Below are 20,224 nucleotides of genomic sequence, written 5' to 3' on the forward strand. Positions count from 1 at the left end.
GGAGTCGGGTTGTCCAACGGGCGGCCTTCCTCGTGTGACGGGCGGTGGTCAGGCGGCAGCCGGCGCGGCAGCGGCCGGGGTGGTGGCGAGCTCGTGGGCGAGTTCTTCGCGGCCGGTGGTTCGTCGCTCGCGGGCGAGGGCGGCGGCGGTGTTGGCGAGGAGGGCGTCTCCGCTGGTGTGCCAGCCGACCCCGGCGAAGGTGAGGGTGCCGACGATGAGAGTGGTGTCCTCGGCGACCTGGTCGACCGGTGGGCCGCCGGCGGTCGTGTGCTCGTGGGCCTGGTCCTCGTGCCGCCGGTACGCGATGCGGGTGTCGCGTAGGAGTTGGAAGGTCACCGAGTAGCGGCGGCCTTTGGTGAGGAAGTGGCCGCCGTAGCCGAGCATGTGCGCCCAGCGCCGCAGCCGCGCGTATGGGTTGGCCGTCGCTGGTTTCGTGGGTTCGGCGTCAAGGACGGCTTGACGCTGGGCGATGCAGACGGGGCAGGCCGCGTAGCGGGTGTGGGTGCCGCAGTCGGGACACTCCCAGCGCTCGACGTAGCCGGGCCCGGGCCGTGGCTCGCGCGGCCGCTGGGACAGCGGGATCGGGGTTCCGGTAGGTCGGCCGATGCGCCAGCAGGCGTCGATGAGGCGGGCGGTGTGGTCGCCGTCGGGGTCGGCGTAGTCGTCGATGGTGTCGGCGGTGAGTCGGGTGGAGGTGTGCCCGGTGGCCTTGGTGCTCTTGGTGGGTACTTGGCAAGGTATCCGGCGACCATGCCGTCGGTGACTTCTCCGTCGAGGCCAGTGGTGATGGGGCGGATGTCGAGCTGCTCGCCCCAGGTGATGAGCCATCCTTCGGGCCGGTCGGGGTGCGGCGGGGTGTGGAAGGCGATCTGTTCGGCGGCGTGCCGGAAGGTGTCGACCAGGTCGTTAACGGTGAACCCGGCCGGTGGCGGGACGACCGCGTCCGGGTCGTCGGGGTTGACGCCGTCGAGGCGGGCGATGGCGTGGAAGTGCACCGCTCCCCGCGCCTGGAGCTCGGCGACCTTCCCAGGCGACAGCCGGACCGGGGCGACCTTCCGTGTCTTGCCGGGGGCGGTGACCATGAGCGTAGAAGAGCGAGAGCGAAATCTGGTTCCTGGAGCCAGGATTGGGGAACCGTCCATCGGTAATGGGTTCATCCAAAGTGACTGTAGAGCGCCGTCTCTACTGGGACGGGCTGATTGATCTGCTTGGTTCGGAAAATCGGATACGCAGTGAGCTGTTGTCCTCCGCCTCGGAGTCGGACAAAAGCGATGAGGACGTTGAGTCACTCGCGCTCGCAGGCAGGTGCCTGGACGGCTGGCGGCCCAAAGAACTCTGAGGACTGCTGCGATCGGCGCGTCAGCGGTCACCCTCGCACATCGATATCCCGGCCCTCGGAGGTCACCTATCAAGTGAAGCCACCGTGAGCATCAACGGAGTCGGACAGTCGGCTGCCGGCCGTGTCGGGTCTCAGGACGTGCGTGACAGATCAGTCTCGGGACGTGGGTGACATGTCCGGCTAGACGATCTTGTCTCGCCATGCGGTAGCCCCCAAGTCGCATGGTTGCTGCTCCGGCGAAGCTGGGAGTGCGGAACGTCCGACGGCCGACAACGTCCCGGATGGCAACCTGTATCCGTGGACGCATTCGCGGATCGGTTCGACGGCGCTTGGGTGTGGCTCTCCGCTGCCTTCGACGAAGCGCAGGAGGGACGCTGGGTCCGCGATGCAGTGGAACAACCGGTAATGAAGGACATCAGGGCCGCCACCAACGCGCTGCACGGTGGGCGGCTGGCCCCGTTTACCGAGGACCCGTGGCACGTGCGTATCGGGCGGATCGCCAACTGGGCGGGGGTGATCCGGTTGGCTGCCCGAGCTGGTCGATGGGAACTCCAACCCGTCGTCGGACAGAGACCGCCACAGCCTGCGGGCATGGCCGAGCTACTCTCCGGCATCTACGCGATCGGCGAGCAGGGCGAGCTATGGATGAAGCAGCTCCTCAGAGGGGGCGGGCCGCCACCGGAGGACGCGATCGCCAAGGCCGAGGGCTTCCTGACCGGGCCAGGCTCGATCGAAGATCTCGAACAGCTCTTTTACGACTGAAACCATCGGGTAAGCCAGTCGCCGGGACGGCCGGAGGGCTTCACGAGTACTGATTGCAGGCGTGACGCCACACGCAAACGGGGCAGACCCGACCATCACTGGCCTCTTCGGATTAGCCCAAGACGGCCCAAAACCCATCCGTACTTGCGGGGTGCCTTCCACCACATCGATGCGCGGAATTGGACGAACCATACACCTACCTGGAGCAGCAGGAAGCAAAAAGCACCGGACCATGCAACCCACTCCCAACCTCGAAGCGATGAAAGTACGGCGATAAGGGCAACCATAGAGGCGCCTGGGAAGATGACGGTCGCTGATAGTCCGACAGATCCAAAGGTGCTCAGCTTCGGACGATGGGTTCGGTTGTACTCCTCCCATTGAAACAGTCGGTCATCATCACCGTATTCGGCTGCCAAAGGGCGAAGGCGGTCGTTGATATACCGGGCAGTGACCCTCACCCGGTTGATAAGATCGGCATAGACCAAGGCAAGCGCCGATGAGATGGCTGGAACAAGCAAGAGCAAGCTTGTGTCCGCATTTTGCGCAAGAACTAAACCCGCAATCGCCCCCGTTGCAGTCAGCTGCAGGGCTACCGTGGCGTGAGTCGCCGTAGAGAGCTGTTGGATCTGGTCTCGGAGAGCGCCAAACTCCGCGAGCAAGATCCCTAGTCGCGCATCTGATCGACCCGGATGATCCATGCGTCCTTCCAGTCAACTGCTTCTCGCTGTTGCGAAGGGTCCAACTGTAGGTATCGGTACACGTCGGTGCCGCCAAGCCTATCGTGAGCACGTACACGTGCTCACGATCATCGCTACGGTGCCCGGGGGTTCTTAGCACGAGGCGAGGAGGGCAAGAGCCGCGGAAGCCGGACCGCCTCCTGATCGCCGGGCACGGATCCGGCACAACCGAGGGCGAGTAACGGCGGCAGATGCTGGAAACCCACGGAAGGCGTTTCAGCAGGTCAGGAGCCGCCGCCGGGAACCGCGCGGTAGGTCGAGAGGCTGGCGCTCCTACTTCCAGCGGAACTGCACGAACCGGCACCCCAACGGGTCATGGGACTTGGAACGACAGCTAGATCGGGTGGAACTGTTGACAGCAACGGCGACAGCAACCGGCATGGACGAGGGCGCCCGTCGGCGGAAGCGTGCGGACAGTCGCCCGAGGTCGCGAACGCGGACAGACGACGTCGGACGATCCGCACAGAGCTCGTAAGCGAGATGTCGCCGGTTCGATCTCGGCCGGGGGCTCCAATTCCATCAGGCATCTCGCGGCGGTGGCCGCCGCGAGACGGCGAGAAGCCGGTACCACTCGCGGTCACTGGCGGTGTCCGCAGAGCTTTTGCGGCTTGGCCGGCCCCGCGTGTGCGAGGGTCGACCAGGCCGGTTTCCTCCACCTGCCTCCTACCAGGGGAGGGGGCCTTCGGCGTCGAAGTAGCCCCCGGTGGGGCCGTCGGGGCCCACCTGCGCCATGCGGACGATGATCTCGGCGCCCTGCTCGACAGTCTGAATACCGGTGTTCCCGTTCAGGTCGGTCTTGGTGAAGCCGGGCTCGACGGCGTTGATCCGGATGTTCGGGAATGCCTTCGCGTACTGCACGGTGATCATGTTGACCGCGGTCTTCGACGCCGGGTAGGCGACCCCCGGGTAGGCGTACGTCGGGGTGCCCGCTTCGGTGACCCGGGCCAGCGAGGCCAGGCCGCTGCTGAGATTGACGATGACCGGGGCGGCCGAACGCTGCAGCAGCGGCAGGAACGCGTGGGTGACACGGACCGTGCCGAAGACGTTCGTCTCGAACGTCTCCCGCATCATGTCGGCGGTCACGTCTGCGGCGCCGATCACGATGTTGCCGGCACCCCTTCTCTCGATGCCCGCGTTGTTGATCAGTACGTCCAGCCCTCCATCAGCCTCGATGGCCTTCGCTGCGGCCTCCACGGACGCGTCGTCGGTGACGTCGAGCTGGACGGCCCGTGCGCCCAGCTGCTCGGCGGCGCGGCGCCCGCGTTCGGCGTCCCGGCTGCCGACGTAGACGGTGTGACCTGCTGCGATGAGTCGACGGGCGGTCTCGAAGCCGAGTCCCTTGTTCGCTCCGGTGATCAATGTTGTTGCCATGCCTCCAGGCTCCGGCCGGGCGGTGCGGTCGGCCAGTCGTCCCGTCTTCCTGGGACTGCCAGGACCAGGCAACACCACAACTGAGCGGTGCACACTGGTGAGCATGACGACGACGGAATTCGGGCCGGCGGTGCACCGCTGGCGCGACCGGGTCTCGCCCGAGGCCGCCGGGCTGCCCGCCGGCGGGCACCGACGTACGGCCGGACTGCGTCGTGAGGAGCTTGCCCTGCTGGCCGGGATCTCCGTCGACTACATCACCCGCCTCGAACAGGGCCGCGCGTCCAATCCGTCGGCGCAGGTCGTCGAAGCCCTGGCCAGGGCCTTGCGGCTGTCGGCAACCGAGCGCGCACACCTGTTCCGGCTGGCCGGGCTGGCACCGCCGGGTCCGGAAACGGTACCCGCCTACATCACCCCGAGCGTCCAGCGGTTGCTGGACAGGCTGACCGGGACACCCGTCGGCGTCTACGACGCGTCCTGGACGCTGCTCCTGGCCAATCCGCCGTACGCGGCGTTGATGGGTGATCCGTCCGGATGGCGTGGCAACCAGCGCAACGCGGTGTGGCGGCATTTTCTCGGCCCGGGTACTCGAGCCCGCCACACCCCGCAATCCCTGCGAGCGTTCGAGACGGCGCTGGTTGCCGACCTGCGTGCGGCCACGGGCTGCTATCCGGCCGACCAGCAGCTACGGCAGCTGGTCGCGGAGCTGCGCGCGAACAACGACCGGTTCGCGAAGTTGTGGGATTCCGGCACTGTTGGCCGTCATGAGGCGGCACGGAAGACCATCGACCATCCGCACGCGGGCCCCCTGACGCTGGACTGCGACGTGCTCACTGTGGCGGGCAGCGATCTGCGCATCATGATCTACACGGCCGAGCCCGGGACCGAGGACGCCGACCGTCTCGCCCTGCTCACCGTGCTCGGCACCCAGGCACTGGTCGGATAGCTGCCCACTCGACCAGATCGCCGCTCTCTTCGACGTGCCGCACTCACGTCGAGAGCGATACGCGGGCATGGAGCTGCGCCGTCGGGCAGGCCATCCCGGCGCCACGGTCAGATGTGTCGGGCGGGTCAGCGGCGGCTCTCGCCGCTGCTGATCTCCTCCCGCTCCGGTCGGGGCTCGACCGGCGGGTGCCCCGGCGAGACCGCTCCGTCGGCCGGCTTCTCGATCGGGTAGAAGAAGCCCCGGATCGCCGGGCCGAGCGCGCCCAGCCGGTTCATCTTCTTGGGGACGACCCAGGCGGCGTAGTCGAGCGTCGGGCCGTGCCCGTCGTGCCCGTCGACCGGGGTGAGCGGCTGGTGGATCTCGACGAACCGGCCGTCGGGCAGCCGCCTGATGATGCCGGTCTCCACGCCGTGGGCCAGCACCTCCCGGTCGTGCTGCTGCAGGCCCAGGCAGATCCGGTACGCGAGGTAGTAGGCCAGCGGCGGGAGGACCAGCAGACCGATCCGGCCGGCCCAGGTCATCGCGTTCAAGCTGATGTAGAACTTGTCGGCGATGACGTCGTTGGCGCCGGAGACGGTCAGCACGAGGAAGAACGCCACGGCCATCGCGCCGGCGCCGGTCCGGGCGGGAACGTCCCGGGGCCGTTGGAGCAGGTTGTGGTGCCGGTAGTCCTTGAGGTGCCGCGCCTCGAGGAACGGGTAAAACAGCGAGATCGCGATCAGGATGCCCGGCAGGACGACCGTCGGCCAGAAGATCGGCGGGATGACGTACCCGCCGCCGATCGGGATGGAGATCTCCCACGCCGGCATGAGGCGGGTCGAGCCGTCGAGGAACATGACGTACCAGTCGGGCTGGCTGGCGAACGAGACCACCCACGCCTCGTACGGGCCGAAGTACCAGATCGGGTTGATCTGGAACAGGCCACCCATCAGCGCGATCACGCCGAAGACGACCATGAAGAAGCCGCCCTGTTTGAGCGCGTAGCGGGGGAAGAACCGCTCGCCGACCACGTTCTCGTTGGTCCGGCCGGGGCCGGGCCACTGGGTGTGCTTCTGCTTGAACAGCAGGCCCAGGTGGACGCTGATCAGCGCCACCAGCAGCGCCGGGATGAGCAGCACGTGGACGATGAAGAGGCGGCTGATGATGATGGTGCCCGGGAACTCGCCACCGAAGATCGACGAGCTGACCCAGGAGCCGATCACCGGGATCGACAGGATGATCCCGGAGGCGATCCGCAGACCGGTGCCGGACAGGCCGTCGTCCGGCAGCGAGTAGCCGGTGAAACCGGCCAGGAAGCCGACCCAGAACAGCAGCGAGCCGACGATCCAGTTGGCCTCACGCGGCTTGCGGAACGCGCCGGTGAAGAAGACCCGCAGCATGTGCACCACGATCGAGGCCATGAACAGCAGAGCCGCCCAGTGGTGCATCTGCCGCATGATCAGACCGCCCCGGACCTCGAACGACAGGTCCAGGCTGGAGGCGTACGCGGTCGACATCGGGGTGCCCCGCAGCGGGGCGTAGCTGCCGTCGTAGACCACCTCGGTCATCGCCGGCTCGTAGAAGAAGGTCAGGAAGACACCGGTCAGCAGCAGAACGACGAACGAGAACAGCGCGATCTCGCCCAGCAGGAAGGACCAGTGGTCCGGGAAGACCTTGTTCAGCAGTCCCCGCAGCGGGGTGGCCACCTGGAAGCGGTCGTCCACCGCCCCGGCGGTCTTGGCCGGCAGCGCGGCCGCATCGAACTTTCGGCGCTTCATGGCACTCCCAGAAGTACTTCACCTCGGCGTTGCCTACCTGCACATTGCCCCAGACTGCCGCATTACGGTCGGGTGCGCGGACGAAATGCCCGTATAGGGCAAGCGACGCTTCCGGTTCTGCGGTCACCAAGATCCGGACTACGCCCGTGGTCGCAGACGTGGACGGACCCTGCTGGACGGAGCGCACCGAGCTGGTAGGCGAGATGTCGGCGGTTCGATCCCCGCCGGGGGGCTCCATTCCCCTCAGGTGTTTCGCGGCGGCAGCCGTTCAACCCTCGAGGCGGCGGCGAATGTTCCGGGCGATGGCGGCCTGGGTGTCGTCGTCGACCTCCAGGACGCCGTTCTGCGCCATCACCGCGTGGAACTGCTGCTGCTCGTACGGCACCCCGGGGGGCAGCGGTGCGAGGTGCCAGTGCAGGTGGGCGTTGCCCTGCTGGCTGCCGAGGCTCATCGAGTACATCCGCTCGGTCGGCTGTGTCGCCGCGATGGCACGCGCGACCCGGTGCACGGTGCCCTGGAAGCGGAGGAACTCGGGCTCCTCCATGTCGTGCACCCAGCTCTCCAGGTGGCGCTTCGGCGCGACGAGGCAGTAGCCCAGCAGCGTCGGGTAGCGGCCGAGGAAGGTGATGGTGTCGTCGTTCTCGTGGACGACGTGGTGCCGGTAGTCCGGATCACCGGCGACGAACGCGCAGACGAAGCACGGCCCTTCGTTCACCCGGCGTGCGTACCGCTCGACGTCGAACGTGACCTTCCGGGGTTGGTTCGCCATGCGGGGAGACTAGGCCGGCCGGGTCCCGGGTCAGCCGGCCTCCGGCGGGTCGTCGAGCGGGAGGTGGCGGGGCGGTTGCTCCGGCAGTGCGCGGGGGTTCGGCACGTGCAACCCGTCGAGGGCCAGTTCGAGGTAGCGGCGCCAGGCCTGCGGCTGAGCGGCCAGCAGTGGCGCCGCCGTCTGGTGGATGCCGCCGAGCAGCAGCACGATGTCCGTCCCCGTGACGTCGTCGCGCACGGCGCCGTGCTCCCGCGCCCGGGCCGTGAGCGCCTCGGCGACCTCGCAGAGCTGGTTGATCGCCTCGCGTACCTCGGGATGTTGCAGTGAGGGGCGCCCGACGACCTCGCAGAACGCGCGGTCGGTGGCGAGCGCCTCGACGCCGCTGGTCATGAACTCGCGGAGCGCCAGCGCCGGGTCGTCGGCCTGGAGCAGCCGGTCGGCGGTGCCGGTGAGCCGGTCGAGCAGTTGGAGCATGATCGCCGCGAGCAGGTCGTCCTTCGAGGCGAAGTGCCGGAACACGGTGCCCTTGGCGAGGCCGGCGCGCTGGGCGATCTCGCCCATCGACACCTCCACCCCGCGCTCGGCGAAGGCCTCGGTCGCGGCCCCGAGCAGGAGGCGCCGGTTGCGCACCAGGTCCGCTCGCTGGCCGGCGGTGCCGGTCGTCTCGGTCATGCGCGTCTCCCTCCCTGTGGACCCTAACACAAAATGACCGGTCGGTCAGGTTAGCTGCTACGGTGAAACTGACCGACCGGTCATCTTTGGTCCGCCGGCTGTGGGCCGCGGACCGCGAACCTGGGGAGAACACGTGAACAACCCTCTGGAAGGAAAGGGCGTCCTGGTCACGGGCGCTTCGTCGGGCATCGGCCGGGCCACGGCGCTGGCCCTGTCGGGCGCGGGCGCTCGGGTTGCCGTCGGCGCCCGGCGAGCCGACCGGCTGCGAGCCCTCACCGGGGACGCCCCCGGCGAGATGCTGGCCCTCGACCTGGACGTCACCGACCCGGAGTCGGTGCGGGACGCGGTCGCGGCGACGGTGGCGCGCTTCGGAACCCTCGACGTGCTGGTGAACAACGCCGGCGTCATGCTCAGCGGCCCGATCCTCGGGGCGGACACCGCGGAGTGGACACGCATGGTCGAGACGAACCTGCTGGGCTCGATGTACGCGGTCCACGCCGCCCTGCCGCACCTGCTCTCGACAAGGGGTGCGGTGGTGCAGATCTCCTCGACCTCGGGCCGCACGGCATCGGCCGCGAGCGGCGTCTACGCGGCCACCAAGTTCGGCGTCAACGCCTTCTCCGAGGCGCTGCGGCAGGAGGTCACCGCGCAGGGGGTGCGCGTCGTCGTCATCGAGCCCGGATTCGTCGCGACCGAGCTGACCAGTCACCTCACCGACCCGACCATGCGGGCCGCGGCGCGGGACATGGCGGATTCCATGCGGACCCTGCAGGCCGAGGACGTCGCCGCCGCGGTCCGGTACGCGCTCACCCAGCCGGAGCACGTCGCCGTCAACGAGATCCTGATTCGACCGACCGACCAGACCCGCTGAGCCGGGCCGCGGCCGACGCGCCGGGGCGGGAACGGTTTCGGTGATCGATCCCGCCCACGGTCCCCGCGCTGTTAGCGTGCGGCAGTGGCCGCAGGTCCCGAGGAGGCTCCGCCGGGAGGTTCCGCTCGTCTGGCCGACATCGGCCGGCTGGCGGCGTTCAGCGACGGTGTCTTCGCCATCGTCATCACCCTGCTGGTGTTGGACCTGCGGGTGCCCGAATACCACCAGGGCGAGCTGCTCGCGTCGCTCCTCAGGGAGGGCCCGTCCTACCTGGCGTTCACGGTGTCGTTCATCTACATCGGCGTCCTCTGGCTCAACCACCACGCGCTGCTGCGCATGGTCCGCGGCACGACCCTCGCCCTCAGCTGGATCAACATCGCCATCCTCTTCGGCGTGGTGATCATCCCGTTTCCGACCGCGGTTCTGGCGTCGGCGCTCGTCGACGGCGACAGCGACGACCTCCGGGTCGCCGTCGTCATGTACGCGCTCGCGGCGGCGCTCATGTCGGCGCCCTGGTTGGTGTTCTTCGCCTACCTGCGCCGTCACCCGACGCTGCGCGCCCGACACATCGACCAGGACCACGTTCACGCGCAGGAGGCCCGCCCGATCACCGGCCTTCTTCTCTACGGGCTGGCCGGGCTGCTCGGCTGGATCGTGAACCCGCTGCTCGGACTCCTCGGCATCATCGTGATGATCATCTATCACGGTGTCACCAGCGAGGGTCTCCGCCCCGGAGCGCTCCGGTGGGTCCGGACCGGTCGCCGGGGCTGACGCGCCACCGGCCGTCCGTGGCCCTACGGCGTCGAGGTCCGGCGATCGATCCAGTCGGTGATGAGCTTGCGTTCGGCGAAGAACCAGCGGCCGTCCTGGCGGACGAAGGTGTCGTGGTACCGGATCGACATGACCATGAGGGTGCGCTGGCCCTCCTCGGTCCAGAGGTGGTGCGCCAGGCAGTACGTCTCTCCGGTGGCGCGGTCCCCGTCGATGGTCACCGTGCGCTGACCGTTGAAGTGGGTCGTCCGGTCGTAGGTCCGCAGCGCGCCGAAGGCGTCTGCCAGTTCGTCCCGGCCGTTCAGGACCTGCGTCGGCTCGGTCGTGTCGGGCTCGCCGTCGTACACGGCGACGCGGGCGTCGGCGGTGAAGAGCGCGGCCTGCCCCGGGGCGTCGCGTCGGTCCGCCAGGCGGGCGTAGGCGTCGACCAGTTCGCCGAGGGCCACCCGATCGGCGGCCTGCTCGGGGGAATGATTGGGGTTGCTCATGGTGGTTCCTCGCGCTTCTGCGGGACCGTGATCCCGATCCGTATTGACCAGGACGATACTGGTCCGGTTCGGGCCGAACCGGCCAACACGGATTACCTGGCACGGCGGCAGCCGCAGCCTGTGGACTGCCGGTCGCGGGCACTCAGCCGGTGGCGGTGAGGTCGGTCGTGGCGGCCAGCTCGGTCACCACGTCCCTCACGCGGCGCAGCGCCGGCGAGGGATTGTCGGCCAGCCAGACCATCTCGGTGGTGGCGAACTCCCCGGCCAACGGTACGAACACCACACCGGTGCGCCGCAGGTTGTGCGCCGACCAGCCGAGCCGGGTGATCCCGACACCGGCCGCGACCAGGCCGAGCAGCCCTTGCACGCTCGCGTCCCGAGCGACGATGTCCGGGGTGAACCCGGCGGCGCGGAAGTTCTCGTCGAACGCCCGGTGCCAGGGTTCCCAGGAGCTGCGTGGAGTCATGACCCACCGTTCGCCCGCCAGCTCGGACAGGGTCAGCTCGGTGCGGTCGGCGTGCGGATGCCCCTCGGGCAGGACGACGCACACCTGTTCGGTGGCGATGGTCCGTGCGGCCAGGCCCGGGACCCGTGGCGGTCGGGTGAACGCGAGGTCGTACCGGCCGCTGAGCACGCCTTCGACCAGCGGGGCGATGGTGGTCTCCTCGGTGACCAGCTCCAGGTCGGGGAGGCGTTCCCGGGCGGCCCGGACCACCGGCGGCAGCAGGTGGTTCGCCGTGGTGGCCAGGAACGCCAGGTGGAGCCGGCCCGTCTCGCCGCGGACGGCCCGCCGGACCACGGCTACGGCCTCGTCGGCACGGTCCAGGACCGCGCGGGCCTCGGGCAGGAACAGCGCCCCGGTATCGGTGAGCCGGGTGCCCCGGCTGTCCCGGTTGAACAGTTTCGTGCCGAGGATCCGTTCCAGCGCGTTGACCTGCTGGGAGAGCGACTGTTGCGTGATCATCAGGCGGCTGGCCGCCCGGGTGAAGCTCGACTCCTCGGCGACGGCCACGAAGTACCGGAGCTGCCGAAGATCGGGGGTCACAGGCCGAGACTACCGCCGTGGCAGGTAACCGGTGTTGGCCGCGCCAGACCCCCCGCCAGCAGCATTGTTCCTGTTCACGACCACACGTAACGGGAGCAGGAAGATGCAGGACGACACGCAGGGCCGGGTCTGGTTGATCACCGGCTGTTCCTCCGGCTTCGGCCGGGAACTGGCGCTGGCGGCGGTGGCCGCCGGCGACCGGGTGATGGCCACCGCCCGCCGGCCGGAGACCCTGGCCGACCTGGCGGAGCGGGACCGGATCACCACGACGGCGCTGGACGTCACCGACCCGGCCTCGATCGACGCCGCGGTCCAGGCCACGCTCGCTGCCCACGGCCGGATCGACGTACTGGTCAACAACGCCGGTTCGTTGGTCCTCGGTGCGGTGGAGGAGGTCACCATGGCGGAGCTGCGCCAGCAGATGGAGGTGGTCTTCTTCGGCGCGGCCGCGGTCGCCAAGGCCGTCGTACCGCTGATGCGCGAGCAGGGCAGCGGGACCATCGTGCAGATGAGCTCGCTGGGCGGCCAGAAGACGTACCCGGGATTCGGGGCGTACCACGCCGCCAAGTGGGCCCTCGAAGGCATGTCCGAGACGCTGGCGACCGAGCTGGCGCCGCTGGGCGTACGGGTTCTGATCGTGGAACCGGGCGCGTTCCGCACCGAGTTCAACAACAACAAGTACGTCACCGCACAGACGGCGGCGTACCAGGACACGGCCGGGGCGACCCGCCGCTTCACCCACGAGTTGTCGGGCGCCGAGCCGAACGACCCGGCGAAGGGCGCGGCGGCCATCCTGACCGTGCTGAACAGTGACCGCCCGCCGTTGCGGCTCCTGCTCGGCGATGACGCGGTGGACGGGCTGCGCGAGCACCACGAGGCGCTGCTGACCGAGGTGGCCGCCTGGGAGGAGACCAGCCGGTCGACGGCGGTCGCCTGACCGTAGCCGTGCACGCGCGGACCCGGCCCGGGACGGAGGTGCGCACACCCCCGCCCCGGGCCGGTCGCCGGTCAGCCCCAGTTCTGCGGGGCCGGCTGCCGGGTGGTGGCGTTCATCCGGTTGAAGAAGTTGGTGGTGGCGATCCAGAGCACCAGCGCCGCCAGCTCCTTCTCCCCGAAGTGCCGGGCCGCCTCGTCCCACACCGCGTCCGGCACGGCGTCGCTCCGGTCGGCGAGCCGGGTCGCGTGCTCGGCCAGGGCGAGCGCGGCCCGCTCGGCGTCGGTGAAGTACGGCGTCTCCCGCCAGACGGCCACCGCGAAGAGCCGCTCCTCGGTCTCGCCGTTCTTGCGGGCGTTGCGCGCCCCGGAGTCCACGCAGGCGCTGCACCCGTTGATCTGGCTGGCCCGCAGGTGGACCAACTCCAGGGTGGTGGCCGGCACGCCGGCCGAGTGCGCGGCCTTGTAGAGCAGGTTGACCGCCTTCACGGCGTCGGGGAGGAGAGCCGCCGGGTTCTGGATGCGAGCGTCGAGAGACATTTTCATCCGTCCTGTCCTGTTACGCTGGCCGGCGTTCGCCGCGCGGCCGCTGTCGTCGTCCGTCATCTGGTTGTCGAGGGCCGGACCGGCGGCGTGACAGATGTGACCGCGGTCACCTGGGGCCGTGGGGGATGGCGAGGCCGTGAGCGACACCGACCTGTTGGTCCGCAGCTTCGAGGAGCAGCGCCCGCGCCTGCGCGCGGTGGCCCAGCGCATGCTCGGTTCGGCCGCCGAGGCCGACGACGCCGTGCAGGACACCTGGCTCCGGCTGAGCCGCGCCGATGTCGGCGCCATCGACAACCTGCCCGGCTGGCTGACCACCACGGTCGGCCGGGTCTGCCTGGACCGGCTGCGCTCGGCCAGCGTCCGGCACGAGGAGGCCACCGACGGGGCGGGTGAGGCGGCCGGCGGGCGGGACCCGGAGCAGGAGGCGCTGCTCGCCGAGTCGGTCGGCCAGGCGCTGGAGGTCGTGCTGACCACCCTCGGCCCCACCGAGCGGCTGGTGTTCGTGCTGCACGACATGTTCGCCGTCTCGTTCGAGGAGATCGCGCCGGTGGTGGACCGCAGCGCCCAGGCGGTGCGGCAGATCGCCAGCCGGGCCCGCCGCCGGGTGCAGGCCCGCTCGGCCGACCCGATCGTCGACCCCGCCCGCCAGCGCCGGGTGGTCGAGGCGTTCCTCGCCGCCTCCCGGGACGGCCGCTTCGACGACCTGGTCACCCTCCTCGACCCGTACGTGGTGATGCGCGGCGACGCCACCGCGGTGCGGATGGGCGGCCTCGCCGAGTCGCGCGGCTCCTCGGCGGTCGCCGGCTTCTTCAACGGCCGGGCCCAGGCCGCCGTCCCCGCCTTGGTGGACGGGCTGCCCGGTGCCGTGATCGTCGTGGACGGGCGGGTCCGCCTCGCGGTCAGCTTCACGGTCACGGACCGGATCATCGGCATCGAGTCGGTGGCCGACCCCGACCAGCTCCGCGCTCTCGACCTGGTGGTGGGGGGATGAGCCGGGCCGTCGAGGAGTCGAACCGGGCGATGCTGCGCGCCCGGGACGCCATGGACCGGGCGTACGCGGAGCCGCTCGACGTGCCGGCGTTGGCCCGGATCGCGCACGTCTCGCCGGCGCACTTCATCCGCACCTTCCGGGCCACCTTCGGCGAGACCCCGCACCGCTACCTGCAGCGGCGGCGCGTCGAGCGCGCCATGTACCTGCTGGTGCAGACGGACCAGCCGGTCACCGAGATCTGCCACCTGGTCGGCTTCGGCAGCCTCGGCACGTTCAGCCGGACCTTCCACGACATCGTCGGCGAGTCACCGTCGGCCTACCGGCGCCGCCGAACGGCGGGGGTGGCCGTGCCGAGCTGCTTCACCAAGGCGTGGATGCGGCCGAGCCCCGCGGTCACCGGCCGCAACGGCAACGCCGCAGGGTGACCCGGAGGCGGTCGCCGGTGAACCGGTCACTTTTGGATAAGCAGCAGGTCAGCGGGCTGCTCTAGCGTTTCGGGCATGACGATGACCTCGATTTCCCGCTCCCAGATCTACGTTCTCGACCAGGACGAGGCGCTCGACTTCTACGTCGGCAAGCTCGGCCTCGAGGTGAACACCGACCAGGACCTCGGCTTCATGCGGTGGCTCACGGTCAACGTGCCCGGCGACCCGGAGCACGAGATCCTGCTGGAGAAGCCCGGCCCGCCGGCCCTCGACCCGGCGACCGCCGAGCGGGTCCGCGAGCTGCTGACCAAGGGCGCGATGAGCGGCTGGCTCTGCCTCACCACCGACGACGCGCGCAAGGCGTACGAGGACCTGGTGGCCAAGGGCGTGGACATCACCGACGAGCCGACCGAGCGGCCGTACGGGATCGACTTCGGCATCCGCGACCCGTTCGGCAACCGGATCCGCATCGGCCAGATGCACCCCCGCGCCTGACCGGCGGGGGCCCCGGGGTCGGGAGTCGGCGGCTAGTCTCGCGTCTCCCGACCCTGGAGGTGACCCGAGTGCCCAGCCGACTGCTCTACCTGGTCCGGCACGCCGAGCAGGATCGACCGGAGGAGGAGGCGGACACCGGCCTGTCGGCGCGTGGCCGACAGCAGGCGACGCTGCTGGGCGAGCGCCTGCGCGGCATCGACTTCGCCGCGGTCCACCACGGACCGTCCCGCCGCGCCGCGGAGACCGCCGCGCTGGTCGCCGCCGCGCTGCCGGGCGTCCCGGTGTACGAGGACGACCGCGCCGGGGACCACATGCCGCACGACACGGATCCGGCCGGCCTGCCCGAGCCGTACGCGGCCTTCCTGGCGGATTTCACCGAGCGGGAGCGACTCGACGGGCCGCGCGTGACGGCGGAGGCCGTCTCCCGCTTCGCGACCGCGCCCGCCGAGGGCGACGTACGCGAGTTGATCGTCACCCACAACTTCCTGGTCGCCTGGCTGGTCCGGCACGCCCTGGAGGCCCCGGAGCGCCGGTGGATCGGCCTGAACCACCAGAACGCCGGCCTGACCGTCATCCGCTACACCCCCGCCGCCCCGCCCACCCTGATCGCCCTCAACGACGTCGCCCACCTCCCCCCGGACCTCCGCGCCACCGGCCTCCCCCCGGCCTACCGCCTCTGAACCCCGGCCGCCGCGCCGGTGATCATGAGGTTGGCGGCATCGAATCGGACATTCCGCGCCGCCAACCTCATGATCGCCGAGGTGGGGCGGGCCGGGGCGGGGCGGGGCGAGGTGGGGTGGGGTGGGGTCAGCTGGTGGCGCGGGTGAGCAGGTCGACCAGGGCCGCGGTGGCGGGCGGCGGGGTGGCCTGGGGTGGGCAGTCCACGTACCCGGTGGTGGTCGGGCCGACGGTGAGCCGGTAGCTGAACGCGTCCGCGCACATGGTGGCCGGGACGGTGGCGACGGCCTCGGCGGCCAGCCGCGAGTCGGTGGTGAGCTGACGCAGGCGGTCGAGGTCGGCGTCGCTGAGCCGGCCGGTGCGGGAGGCGCCGGCCCGGTCGATCCGGGTCCACCGGCCGTCGGGCTGCACCGTGACGGTGTCGTTGAGCCCGACGATGCCGCCGGACTTCGTCAGCACCACCGGCACGGCGGTGGCCGGCGCCGGGCCGCCGGACGCGGGCGCCCCGCCGTCCCGGGCGCAGCCGGCGAGCGGGGTGAGAAGCGCGGCGAGGAGGGTCGCCGCGACGGGGATGGCTCTCATGCCGATCGGACGCACGGCGGGGCCACCCGGTTCCGACACGCTCCGTCGCATCGTCCGAACGGTCAGTGTCTCCGGCAGGAAAGCGCTCGCACCCTTTCACCTTCTTCGATGTATCGCTATATCTACATCAGTGACTACCCCCGTCACAACTTCCCCCCTTCAGGAGGGCCCGTGAAAAGATCTCTCGCCGCCGTCAGCGCAGCGCTGCTCACCAGCGGCGTGCTGACCTGCGTCACCACCACGGCGTACGCGGCACCCCCGAGCGCACCGTCCCCCGAGTCCGCCGCCGCAGCCCGGGCGGAGAGCCTGCTCCGCGCCAACCCCGGTGCCGTCCAGGGCACCGCCGGGGAGGCGTACCAGGCCGTCCGCACGAAGGTGGACGCCTCCGGGGCGACCCACACCCGCTACGCCCGGACCTACCACGGCCTGCGCGTCTACGGCGGGGACTTCGTCGTCCACACCGCCCCGAACGGGACGCTGGCCGGGACGTCAGTCGGCCTGGCCGCGCCGCTCACGCTGGGCACCACCGCCAAGGTGGGCGCGGCCGCGGCCAAGGCCAGCGCGCGCAAGGCGTTCTCCGGCTCGCTCACCGCGGTGGGCACGCCGGAGCTCTTCGTCGACGCCAGCTCCGGCCGGGGCCGGCTGGCCTGGGAGACCGTCGCCACCGGCTGGCAGGCGGACAAGCAGACGCCCTCCCGGCTGCACGTCATCACGGACGCGACCACCGGCAACGTGATCGGCTCCTACGACGAGATCGAGAAGGTCGTCGGCAGCGGCCAGGGCATCTACACCGGCACGGTCAGCATCGACACGACGCTCTCCGGCAGCACCTACCAGATGGTGGACCCGGCGCACGGCAACGGCCGGACCTGCGACATGAACAACAGCACCGGCGGCACCTGCACCACCTTCACCGACCCCGACAACAACTGGGGCAACGGCGCCAACTCGAACCGGCAGTCCGCCGGCGTCGACGCCCACTTCGGCGCCGCGAAGACCTTCGACTACTTCAAGAACACGCACGGCCGCAACGGCATCTTCGGCAACGGCACGGGCGTGCCGAGCCGGGTGCACTACGGCAACAACTACGTCAACGCCTTCTGGGACGGCGCCCAGATGACCTACGGCGACGGCTCGGGCAACTCCCGCCCGCTGGTCTCGCTCGACGTCGCGGGCCACGAGATGAGCCACGGTGTCACCGAGGCGCTCTCCGGCCTGGTCTACTCCGGCGAGTCCGGCGGCCTCAACGAGGCCACCAGCGACATCTTCGGCAACATGGTCGAGTTCTACGCCGCCGCGCCGAGCGACCCGGGTGACTACCAGGTCGGCGAGAAGATCAACATCAACGGCAACGGCACACCGCTGCGCTACATGTACAACCCGTCGCTGGACGGCTCGTCCGACTCGTGCTGGTCGACCAGCACGAAGAACAAGGACGTGCACTACTCCTCCGGCGTGGCCAACCACTTCTACTTCAACCTCGCCGAGGGCACCGGCTCGACCGCGTACGGCACGTCGCCGGTCTGCGGCTCGGCCCCGGCGGTGACCGGCATCGGCCGCGCCAAGGCCGAGAAGATCTGGTACCGGGCGCTCGACGTGTACTTCACCTCGAACACCTCGTACGTCAACAACACCACCCCGTCGAACACCGCCCGGGCCTACACCCTCAAGGCGGCGACCGACCTGTACGGCAACTGCTCCACCGAGTACAGGACCGTCCAGGCTGCGTGGACCGCGGTGAACGTGGCGGGCAACGACGCGCCCTGCGGCTCCACCGGCAACGACTTCTCCGTCTCGCTCTCCCCGACCTCCGGCTCGGTGACCGCGGGCGGTTCGATCTCCACCACCGTCGCCACGACCACCACGAGCGGGACCGCGCAGACCGTGACGTTCTCCGCCTCGGGCCTGCCGACCGGCGCCACCGCGTCGTTCAGCCCGTCCGCGGTGACCTCGGGCGGCTCGTCCACGCTCACCATCGCCACCTCGGCGGGTACCCCGTCCGGCACCTACTCGGTGACCATCATGGGCGCCGGCTCGGTGAGCCACTCGGCGACCTACACGCTGACCGTGAACGGGACCGGCGGCGGCTGCACCGGCGCCGGCCAGAAGCTCGGCAACCCCGGCTTCGAGTCCGGCAACACGGGCTGGTCGACCACCTCGGGCGTCATCGGCCAGTACGGCTCCAGCGGCCAGCCGCCGCGTACCGGCACCTGGAACGCCTGGCTGGACGGCTACGGCAGCACCCACACCGACACGCTGGCCCAGTCGGTGAGCCTGCCCAGCGGCTGCACCTCGTACAACTTCACCTTCTGGCTGCACATCGACTCGTCCGAGAGCACCACGAGCGTCCAGTACGACAAGCTGACCGTGCAGGTGCTCAACTCGTCCGGCGGCGTGCTCGCCACCCTGGCCACCTGGTCGAACCTGAACAAGGCCACCGGCTACAGCCAGAAGTCCTTCTCCCTGGCCTCGTACGCCGGCCAGACCGTCACCCTGAAGTTCACCGGCACCGAGGACTCCTCGCTGCAGACCTCGTTCGTCGTCGACGACACCGCGGTCAACGTCTCCTGACCTGACCGCCCGACCCCGGGCCCGGCGGCCACCCACGCGGGTGGTCGCCGGGCCCCCCGTTACGGTCGCCGGAGAACCGGCGGCGCGAGGGGGAGACATGTCGGACGCGGAGCTGACCGTCACGGTGAGCGGACCGGTGGCGACCGTGGTGATCCGGAACCCGGCCCGTCGCAACGCCCTGACGCCGGCCATGTGGCGGCAGCTCCCGGTGCTGCTCGACGGCCTGGAGGCGGATCCGGCGGTGCGCGCGCTGGTGCTCACCGGCGCGGGCGGCACGTTCTGCGCCGGCGCCGACCTGGGCGACCTGGACGAGCTGCTGGAGGCGGGGGACGGCAGCATCGCGGTGGCCGCCGAGGAGCGGCTGGTCGCGTTCGGCCGGCCCACCGTGGCCGCGATCGAGGGGGCCTGCGTGGGCGGCGGCTGCCAGCTCGCCGTCGCCTGCGACCTGCGCCTCGCCGCGGTGGACGCCCGGTTCGGCGTACCCCCGGCGCGGCTGGGGCTGGTCTATCCCGCGCCGACCACCCGGCGGCTGGCCCGGCTGGTCGGGCCGTCCGCGGCCAAGCACCTGCTGTTCACCAGCGAGCTGGTCGACGCCGAGCGGGCGCTGCGGATCGGGCTGGTCGACGAGGTGCTGCCGGCCGACGGGCTCGCGGCGCGGGTGGCGGCGCTGACCGCCACCATCGCCGAGCGGTCCCGGCTCACCGTGGCGGCGGCCAAGGAGATCGTCGACGGGCGCGCCGACGACGATCGCATCGCCTGGTGGCACGCGCAGGTGCGGGAGAGCGGCGAGGCCCGCGAGGGGATCGCGGCGGTCAACGGCCGCCGGTCGCCGCGCTTCGGCTGGACCCCGCCGGCCGCCGGCTGACCGTCACCGGTGGGACCGGCGGGCGCCGCGCCGGAGGCGTACCTCCGACGCGACCCCCTGTGCCCGCCGGCCGTTCGTCACCGCGCCAGCGAGGCCCAGCTCGGCGTCACCGGCTCCCGCCGCAGCGGCATGCCCGCCTCGGCCGGGGTCCGGTCGCCCTTGCGCTGGTTGCACCCGTAGCAGGCGGCGGTGGTGTTCCCCCAGGTGTTCCGGCCACCGCGCGAGCGGGGCAGGATGTGGTCGATGGTGCTGGCCGGGCCGTCGCAGTAGGCGCACCGCCGGCCGTCGCGGCGCAGGACCCCGCCCCGGGACCAGGCCGGGCCGGCGCTGAACCGCCAGCGGGTCACCACGTACCGGACGAGGCGGACCACCCGCGGCATCGGGAAGACGCCGATCACCTGGTCCGGCTCGGCCTCGTGGATCTCGGCGACCCGCCGGCAGAGCATCCGGATCGCGTGCTGGACGGTGACCCGGTGCAGCGGGCCGAGGTCGGCGTTGATGACGAGGACGGCGTCCACCGGGCTCTCCTTTCACGATCGGTGGTACGGCAGCAAAAAGCCGCCCGGTCCGTGGCGGACGGGCGGCGACGACGGGGACGCGCGGACGCGTCAGT

20 protein-coding genes and 1 pseudogene are annotated in these 20,224 nt (G+C 70.5%); 11 read left to right on the top strand and 10 right to left on the bottom strand.

Annotated features, from left to right (window positions below):
• Positions 1 to 48: 48 nt before the first annotated feature.
• Positions 49 to 1,082 (bottom strand): annotated as a pseudogene (locus RMN56_RS13690) (replication initiator); the annotation flags it as partial.
• Between the two features lie 554 nt (positions 1,083 to 1,636).
• Here RMN56_RS13690 and RMN56_RS13695 point away from each other — a divergent pair.
• Complete coding sequence (locus tag RMN56_RS13695; protein ID WP_313724151.1) at positions 1,637 to 2,101, top strand: hypothetical protein; 465 nt, start codon at positions 1,637 to 1,639, stop codon at positions 2,099 to 2,101.
• A gap of 1,400 nt (positions 2,102 to 3,501) precedes the next feature.
• On the opposite strand, the gene RMN56_RS13700 is transcribed toward RMN56_RS13695, so the two are convergent.
• Positions 3,502 to 4,209 carry an SDR family oxidoreductase gene (locus RMN56_RS13700; protein WP_313724152.1) on the bottom strand — a complete coding sequence of 236 codons (708 nt, stop codon included), beginning with the start codon at positions 4,207 to 4,209 and terminating at the stop codon, positions 3,502 to 3,504.
• A gap of 103 nt (positions 4,210 to 4,312) precedes the next feature.
• On the opposite strand from RMN56_RS13700, the gene RMN56_RS13705 reads away from it, so the two are divergent.
• Entirely contained in the window at positions 4,313 to 5,152 is an 840-nt protein-coding gene (locus RMN56_RS13705; RefSeq protein WP_313724153.1) for a helix-turn-helix transcriptional regulator, read from the top strand.
• Positions 5,153 to 5,277: 125 nt separating this feature from the next.
• Here RMN56_RS13705 and qcrB read toward each other — a convergent pair whose 3' ends face one another.
• The 3 genes from qcrB to RMN56_RS13720 all read right to left on the bottom strand — a co-directional run bounded on the left by qcrB (position 5,278) and on the right by RMN56_RS13720 (position 8,350).
• Positions 5,278 to 6,909 carry a cytochrome bc1 complex cytochrome b subunit gene (qcrB, locus tag RMN56_RS13710; RefSeq protein WP_313724154.1) on the bottom strand — a complete coding sequence of 544 codons (1,632 nt, stop codon included), beginning with the start codon at positions 6,907 to 6,909 and terminating at the stop codon, positions 5,278 to 5,280.
• Positions 6,910 to 7,177: 268 nt separating this feature from the next.
• Positions 7,178 to 7,678 (bottom strand): HIT family protein, encoded by a 501-nt coding sequence (locus RMN56_RS13715; protein ID WP_313724155.1) that lies wholly within the window; start codon positions 7,676 to 7,678, stop codon positions 7,178 to 7,180.
• A 30-nt stretch (positions 7,679 to 7,708) separates the two neighbouring features.
• Positions 7,709 to 8,350, bottom strand: a complete 642-nt coding sequence (locus RMN56_RS13720; protein ID WP_313724156.1) for a TetR/AcrR family transcriptional regulator — start codon at positions 8,348 to 8,350, stop codon at positions 7,709 to 7,711.
• Between the two features lie 133 nt (positions 8,351 to 8,483).
• On the opposite strand from RMN56_RS13720, the gene RMN56_RS13725 reads away from it, so the two are divergent.
• Both RMN56_RS13725 and RMN56_RS13730 read left to right on the top strand, forming a co-directional pair.
• Positions 8,484 to 9,221 carry an SDR family NAD(P)-dependent oxidoreductase gene (locus tag RMN56_RS13725; protein WP_313724157.1) on the top strand — a complete coding sequence of 246 codons (738 nt, stop codon included), beginning with the start codon at positions 8,484 to 8,486 and terminating at the stop codon, positions 9,219 to 9,221.
• 84 nt (positions 9,222 to 9,305) lie between these two features.
• Positions 9,306 to 9,992, top strand: coding sequence for a TMEM175 family protein (locus tag RMN56_RS13730; RefSeq protein ID WP_313724158.1), 687 nt, complete (start codon positions 9,306 to 9,308; stop codon positions 9,990 to 9,992).
• A 23-nt stretch (positions 9,993 to 10,015) separates the two neighbouring features.
• Here the strand turns inward: RMN56_RS13730 and RMN56_RS13735 are convergent, their stop codons facing one another.
• Positions 10,016 to 10,480 carry a nuclear transport factor 2 family protein gene (locus RMN56_RS13735; protein WP_313724159.1) on the bottom strand — a complete coding sequence of 155 codons (465 nt, stop codon included), beginning with the start codon at positions 10,478 to 10,480 and terminating at the stop codon, positions 10,016 to 10,018.
• A 142-nt stretch (positions 10,481 to 10,622) separates the two neighbouring features.
• The gene (locus RMN56_RS13740) at positions 10,623 to 11,525 is read right to left on the bottom strand and encodes a LysR family transcriptional regulator (protein WP_313724160.1); all 903 of its coding nucleotides are present in this window, start codon (positions 11,523 to 11,525) and stop codon (positions 10,623 to 10,625) included.
• Positions 11,526 to 11,628: 103 nt separating this feature from the next.
• Between RMN56_RS13740 and RMN56_RS13745 the strand changes: the two genes are divergently transcribed.
• On the top strand, positions 11,629 to 12,462 hold the full coding sequence (locus tag RMN56_RS13745) for an oxidoreductase (protein WP_313724161.1): 834 nt from the start codon (positions 11,629 to 11,631) through the stop codon (positions 12,460 to 12,462).
• Positions 12,463 to 12,533: 71 nt separating this feature from the next.
• Here RMN56_RS13745 and RMN56_RS13750 read toward each other — a convergent pair whose 3' ends face one another.
• The gene (locus tag RMN56_RS13750) at positions 12,534 to 12,998 is read right to left on the bottom strand and encodes a carboxymuconolactone decarboxylase family protein (RefSeq protein WP_313724162.1); all 465 of its coding nucleotides are present in this window, start codon (positions 12,996 to 12,998) and stop codon (positions 12,534 to 12,536) included.
• A gap of 142 nt (positions 12,999 to 13,140) precedes the next feature.
• On the opposite strand from RMN56_RS13750, the gene RMN56_RS13755 reads away from it, so the two are divergent.
• The 4 genes from RMN56_RS13755 to RMN56_RS13770 all read left to right on the top strand — a co-directional run bounded on the left by RMN56_RS13755 (position 13,141) and on the right by RMN56_RS13770 (position 15,595).
• Positions 13,141 to 13,995, top strand: coding sequence for a sigma-70 family RNA polymerase sigma factor (locus RMN56_RS13755; RefSeq protein WP_313724163.1), 855 nt, complete (start codon positions 13,141 to 13,143; stop codon positions 13,993 to 13,995).
• Positions 13,992 to 14,420 carry a helix-turn-helix domain-containing protein gene (locus RMN56_RS13760; RefSeq protein ID WP_313724164.1) on the top strand — a complete coding sequence of 143 codons (429 nt, stop codon included), beginning with the start codon at positions 13,992 to 13,994 and terminating at the stop codon, positions 14,418 to 14,420. The genes RMN56_RS13755 and RMN56_RS13760 overlap by 4 nt, the downstream gene beginning before the upstream one ends.
• 75 nt (positions 14,421 to 14,495) lie before the next feature.
• A complete protein-coding gene (locus RMN56_RS13765) occupies positions 14,496 to 14,915 on the top strand; it encodes a VOC family protein (RefSeq protein WP_262282778.1) in 420 nt (139 codons plus the stop codon).
• A 68-nt stretch (positions 14,916 to 14,983) separates the two neighbouring features.
• Positions 14,984 to 15,595, top strand: coding sequence for a histidine phosphatase family protein (locus RMN56_RS13770; RefSeq protein ID WP_313724165.1), 612 nt, complete (start codon positions 14,984 to 14,986; stop codon positions 15,593 to 15,595).
• 127 nt (positions 15,596 to 15,722) lie between these two features.
• Here RMN56_RS13770 and RMN56_RS13775 read toward each other — a convergent pair whose 3' ends face one another.
• Positions 15,723 to 16,175, bottom strand: coding sequence for a protealysin inhibitor emfourin (locus tag RMN56_RS13775; RefSeq protein ID WP_313724166.1), 453 nt, complete (start codon positions 16,173 to 16,175; stop codon positions 15,723 to 15,725).
• Positions 16,176 to 16,346: 171 nt separating this feature from the next.
• Between RMN56_RS13775 and RMN56_RS13780 the strand changes: the two genes are divergently transcribed.
• Together RMN56_RS13780 and RMN56_RS13785 are read left to right on the top strand one after the other, a co-directional pair.
• Entirely contained in the window at positions 16,347 to 18,746 is a 2,400-nt protein-coding gene (locus tag RMN56_RS13780; protein WP_313724167.1) for a M4 family metallopeptidase, read from the top strand.
• Positions 18,747 to 18,843: 97 nt separating this feature from the next.
• Positions 18,844 to 19,611: an enoyl-CoA hydratase/isomerase family protein gene (locus RMN56_RS13785; RefSeq protein WP_313724168.1), complete on the top strand. Its 768-nt coding sequence runs from the start codon at positions 18,844 to 18,846 to the stop codon at positions 19,609 to 19,611.
• 77 nt (positions 19,612 to 19,688) lie between these two features.
• Here RMN56_RS13785 and RMN56_RS13790 read toward each other — a convergent pair whose 3' ends face one another.
• Positions 19,689 to 20,129 carry an HNH endonuclease gene (locus RMN56_RS13790; RefSeq protein WP_313724169.1) on the bottom strand — a complete coding sequence of 147 codons (441 nt, stop codon included), beginning with the start codon at positions 20,127 to 20,129 and terminating at the stop codon, positions 19,689 to 19,691.
• Positions 20,130 to 20,224 lie beyond the last annotated feature (95 nt).

It is taken from the genome of Micromonospora halotolerans (assembly GCF_032108445.1).
GTDB classification, from domain to species: Bacteria; Actinomycetota; Actinomycetes; order Mycobacteriales; family Micromonosporaceae; genus Micromonospora; species Micromonospora halotolerans.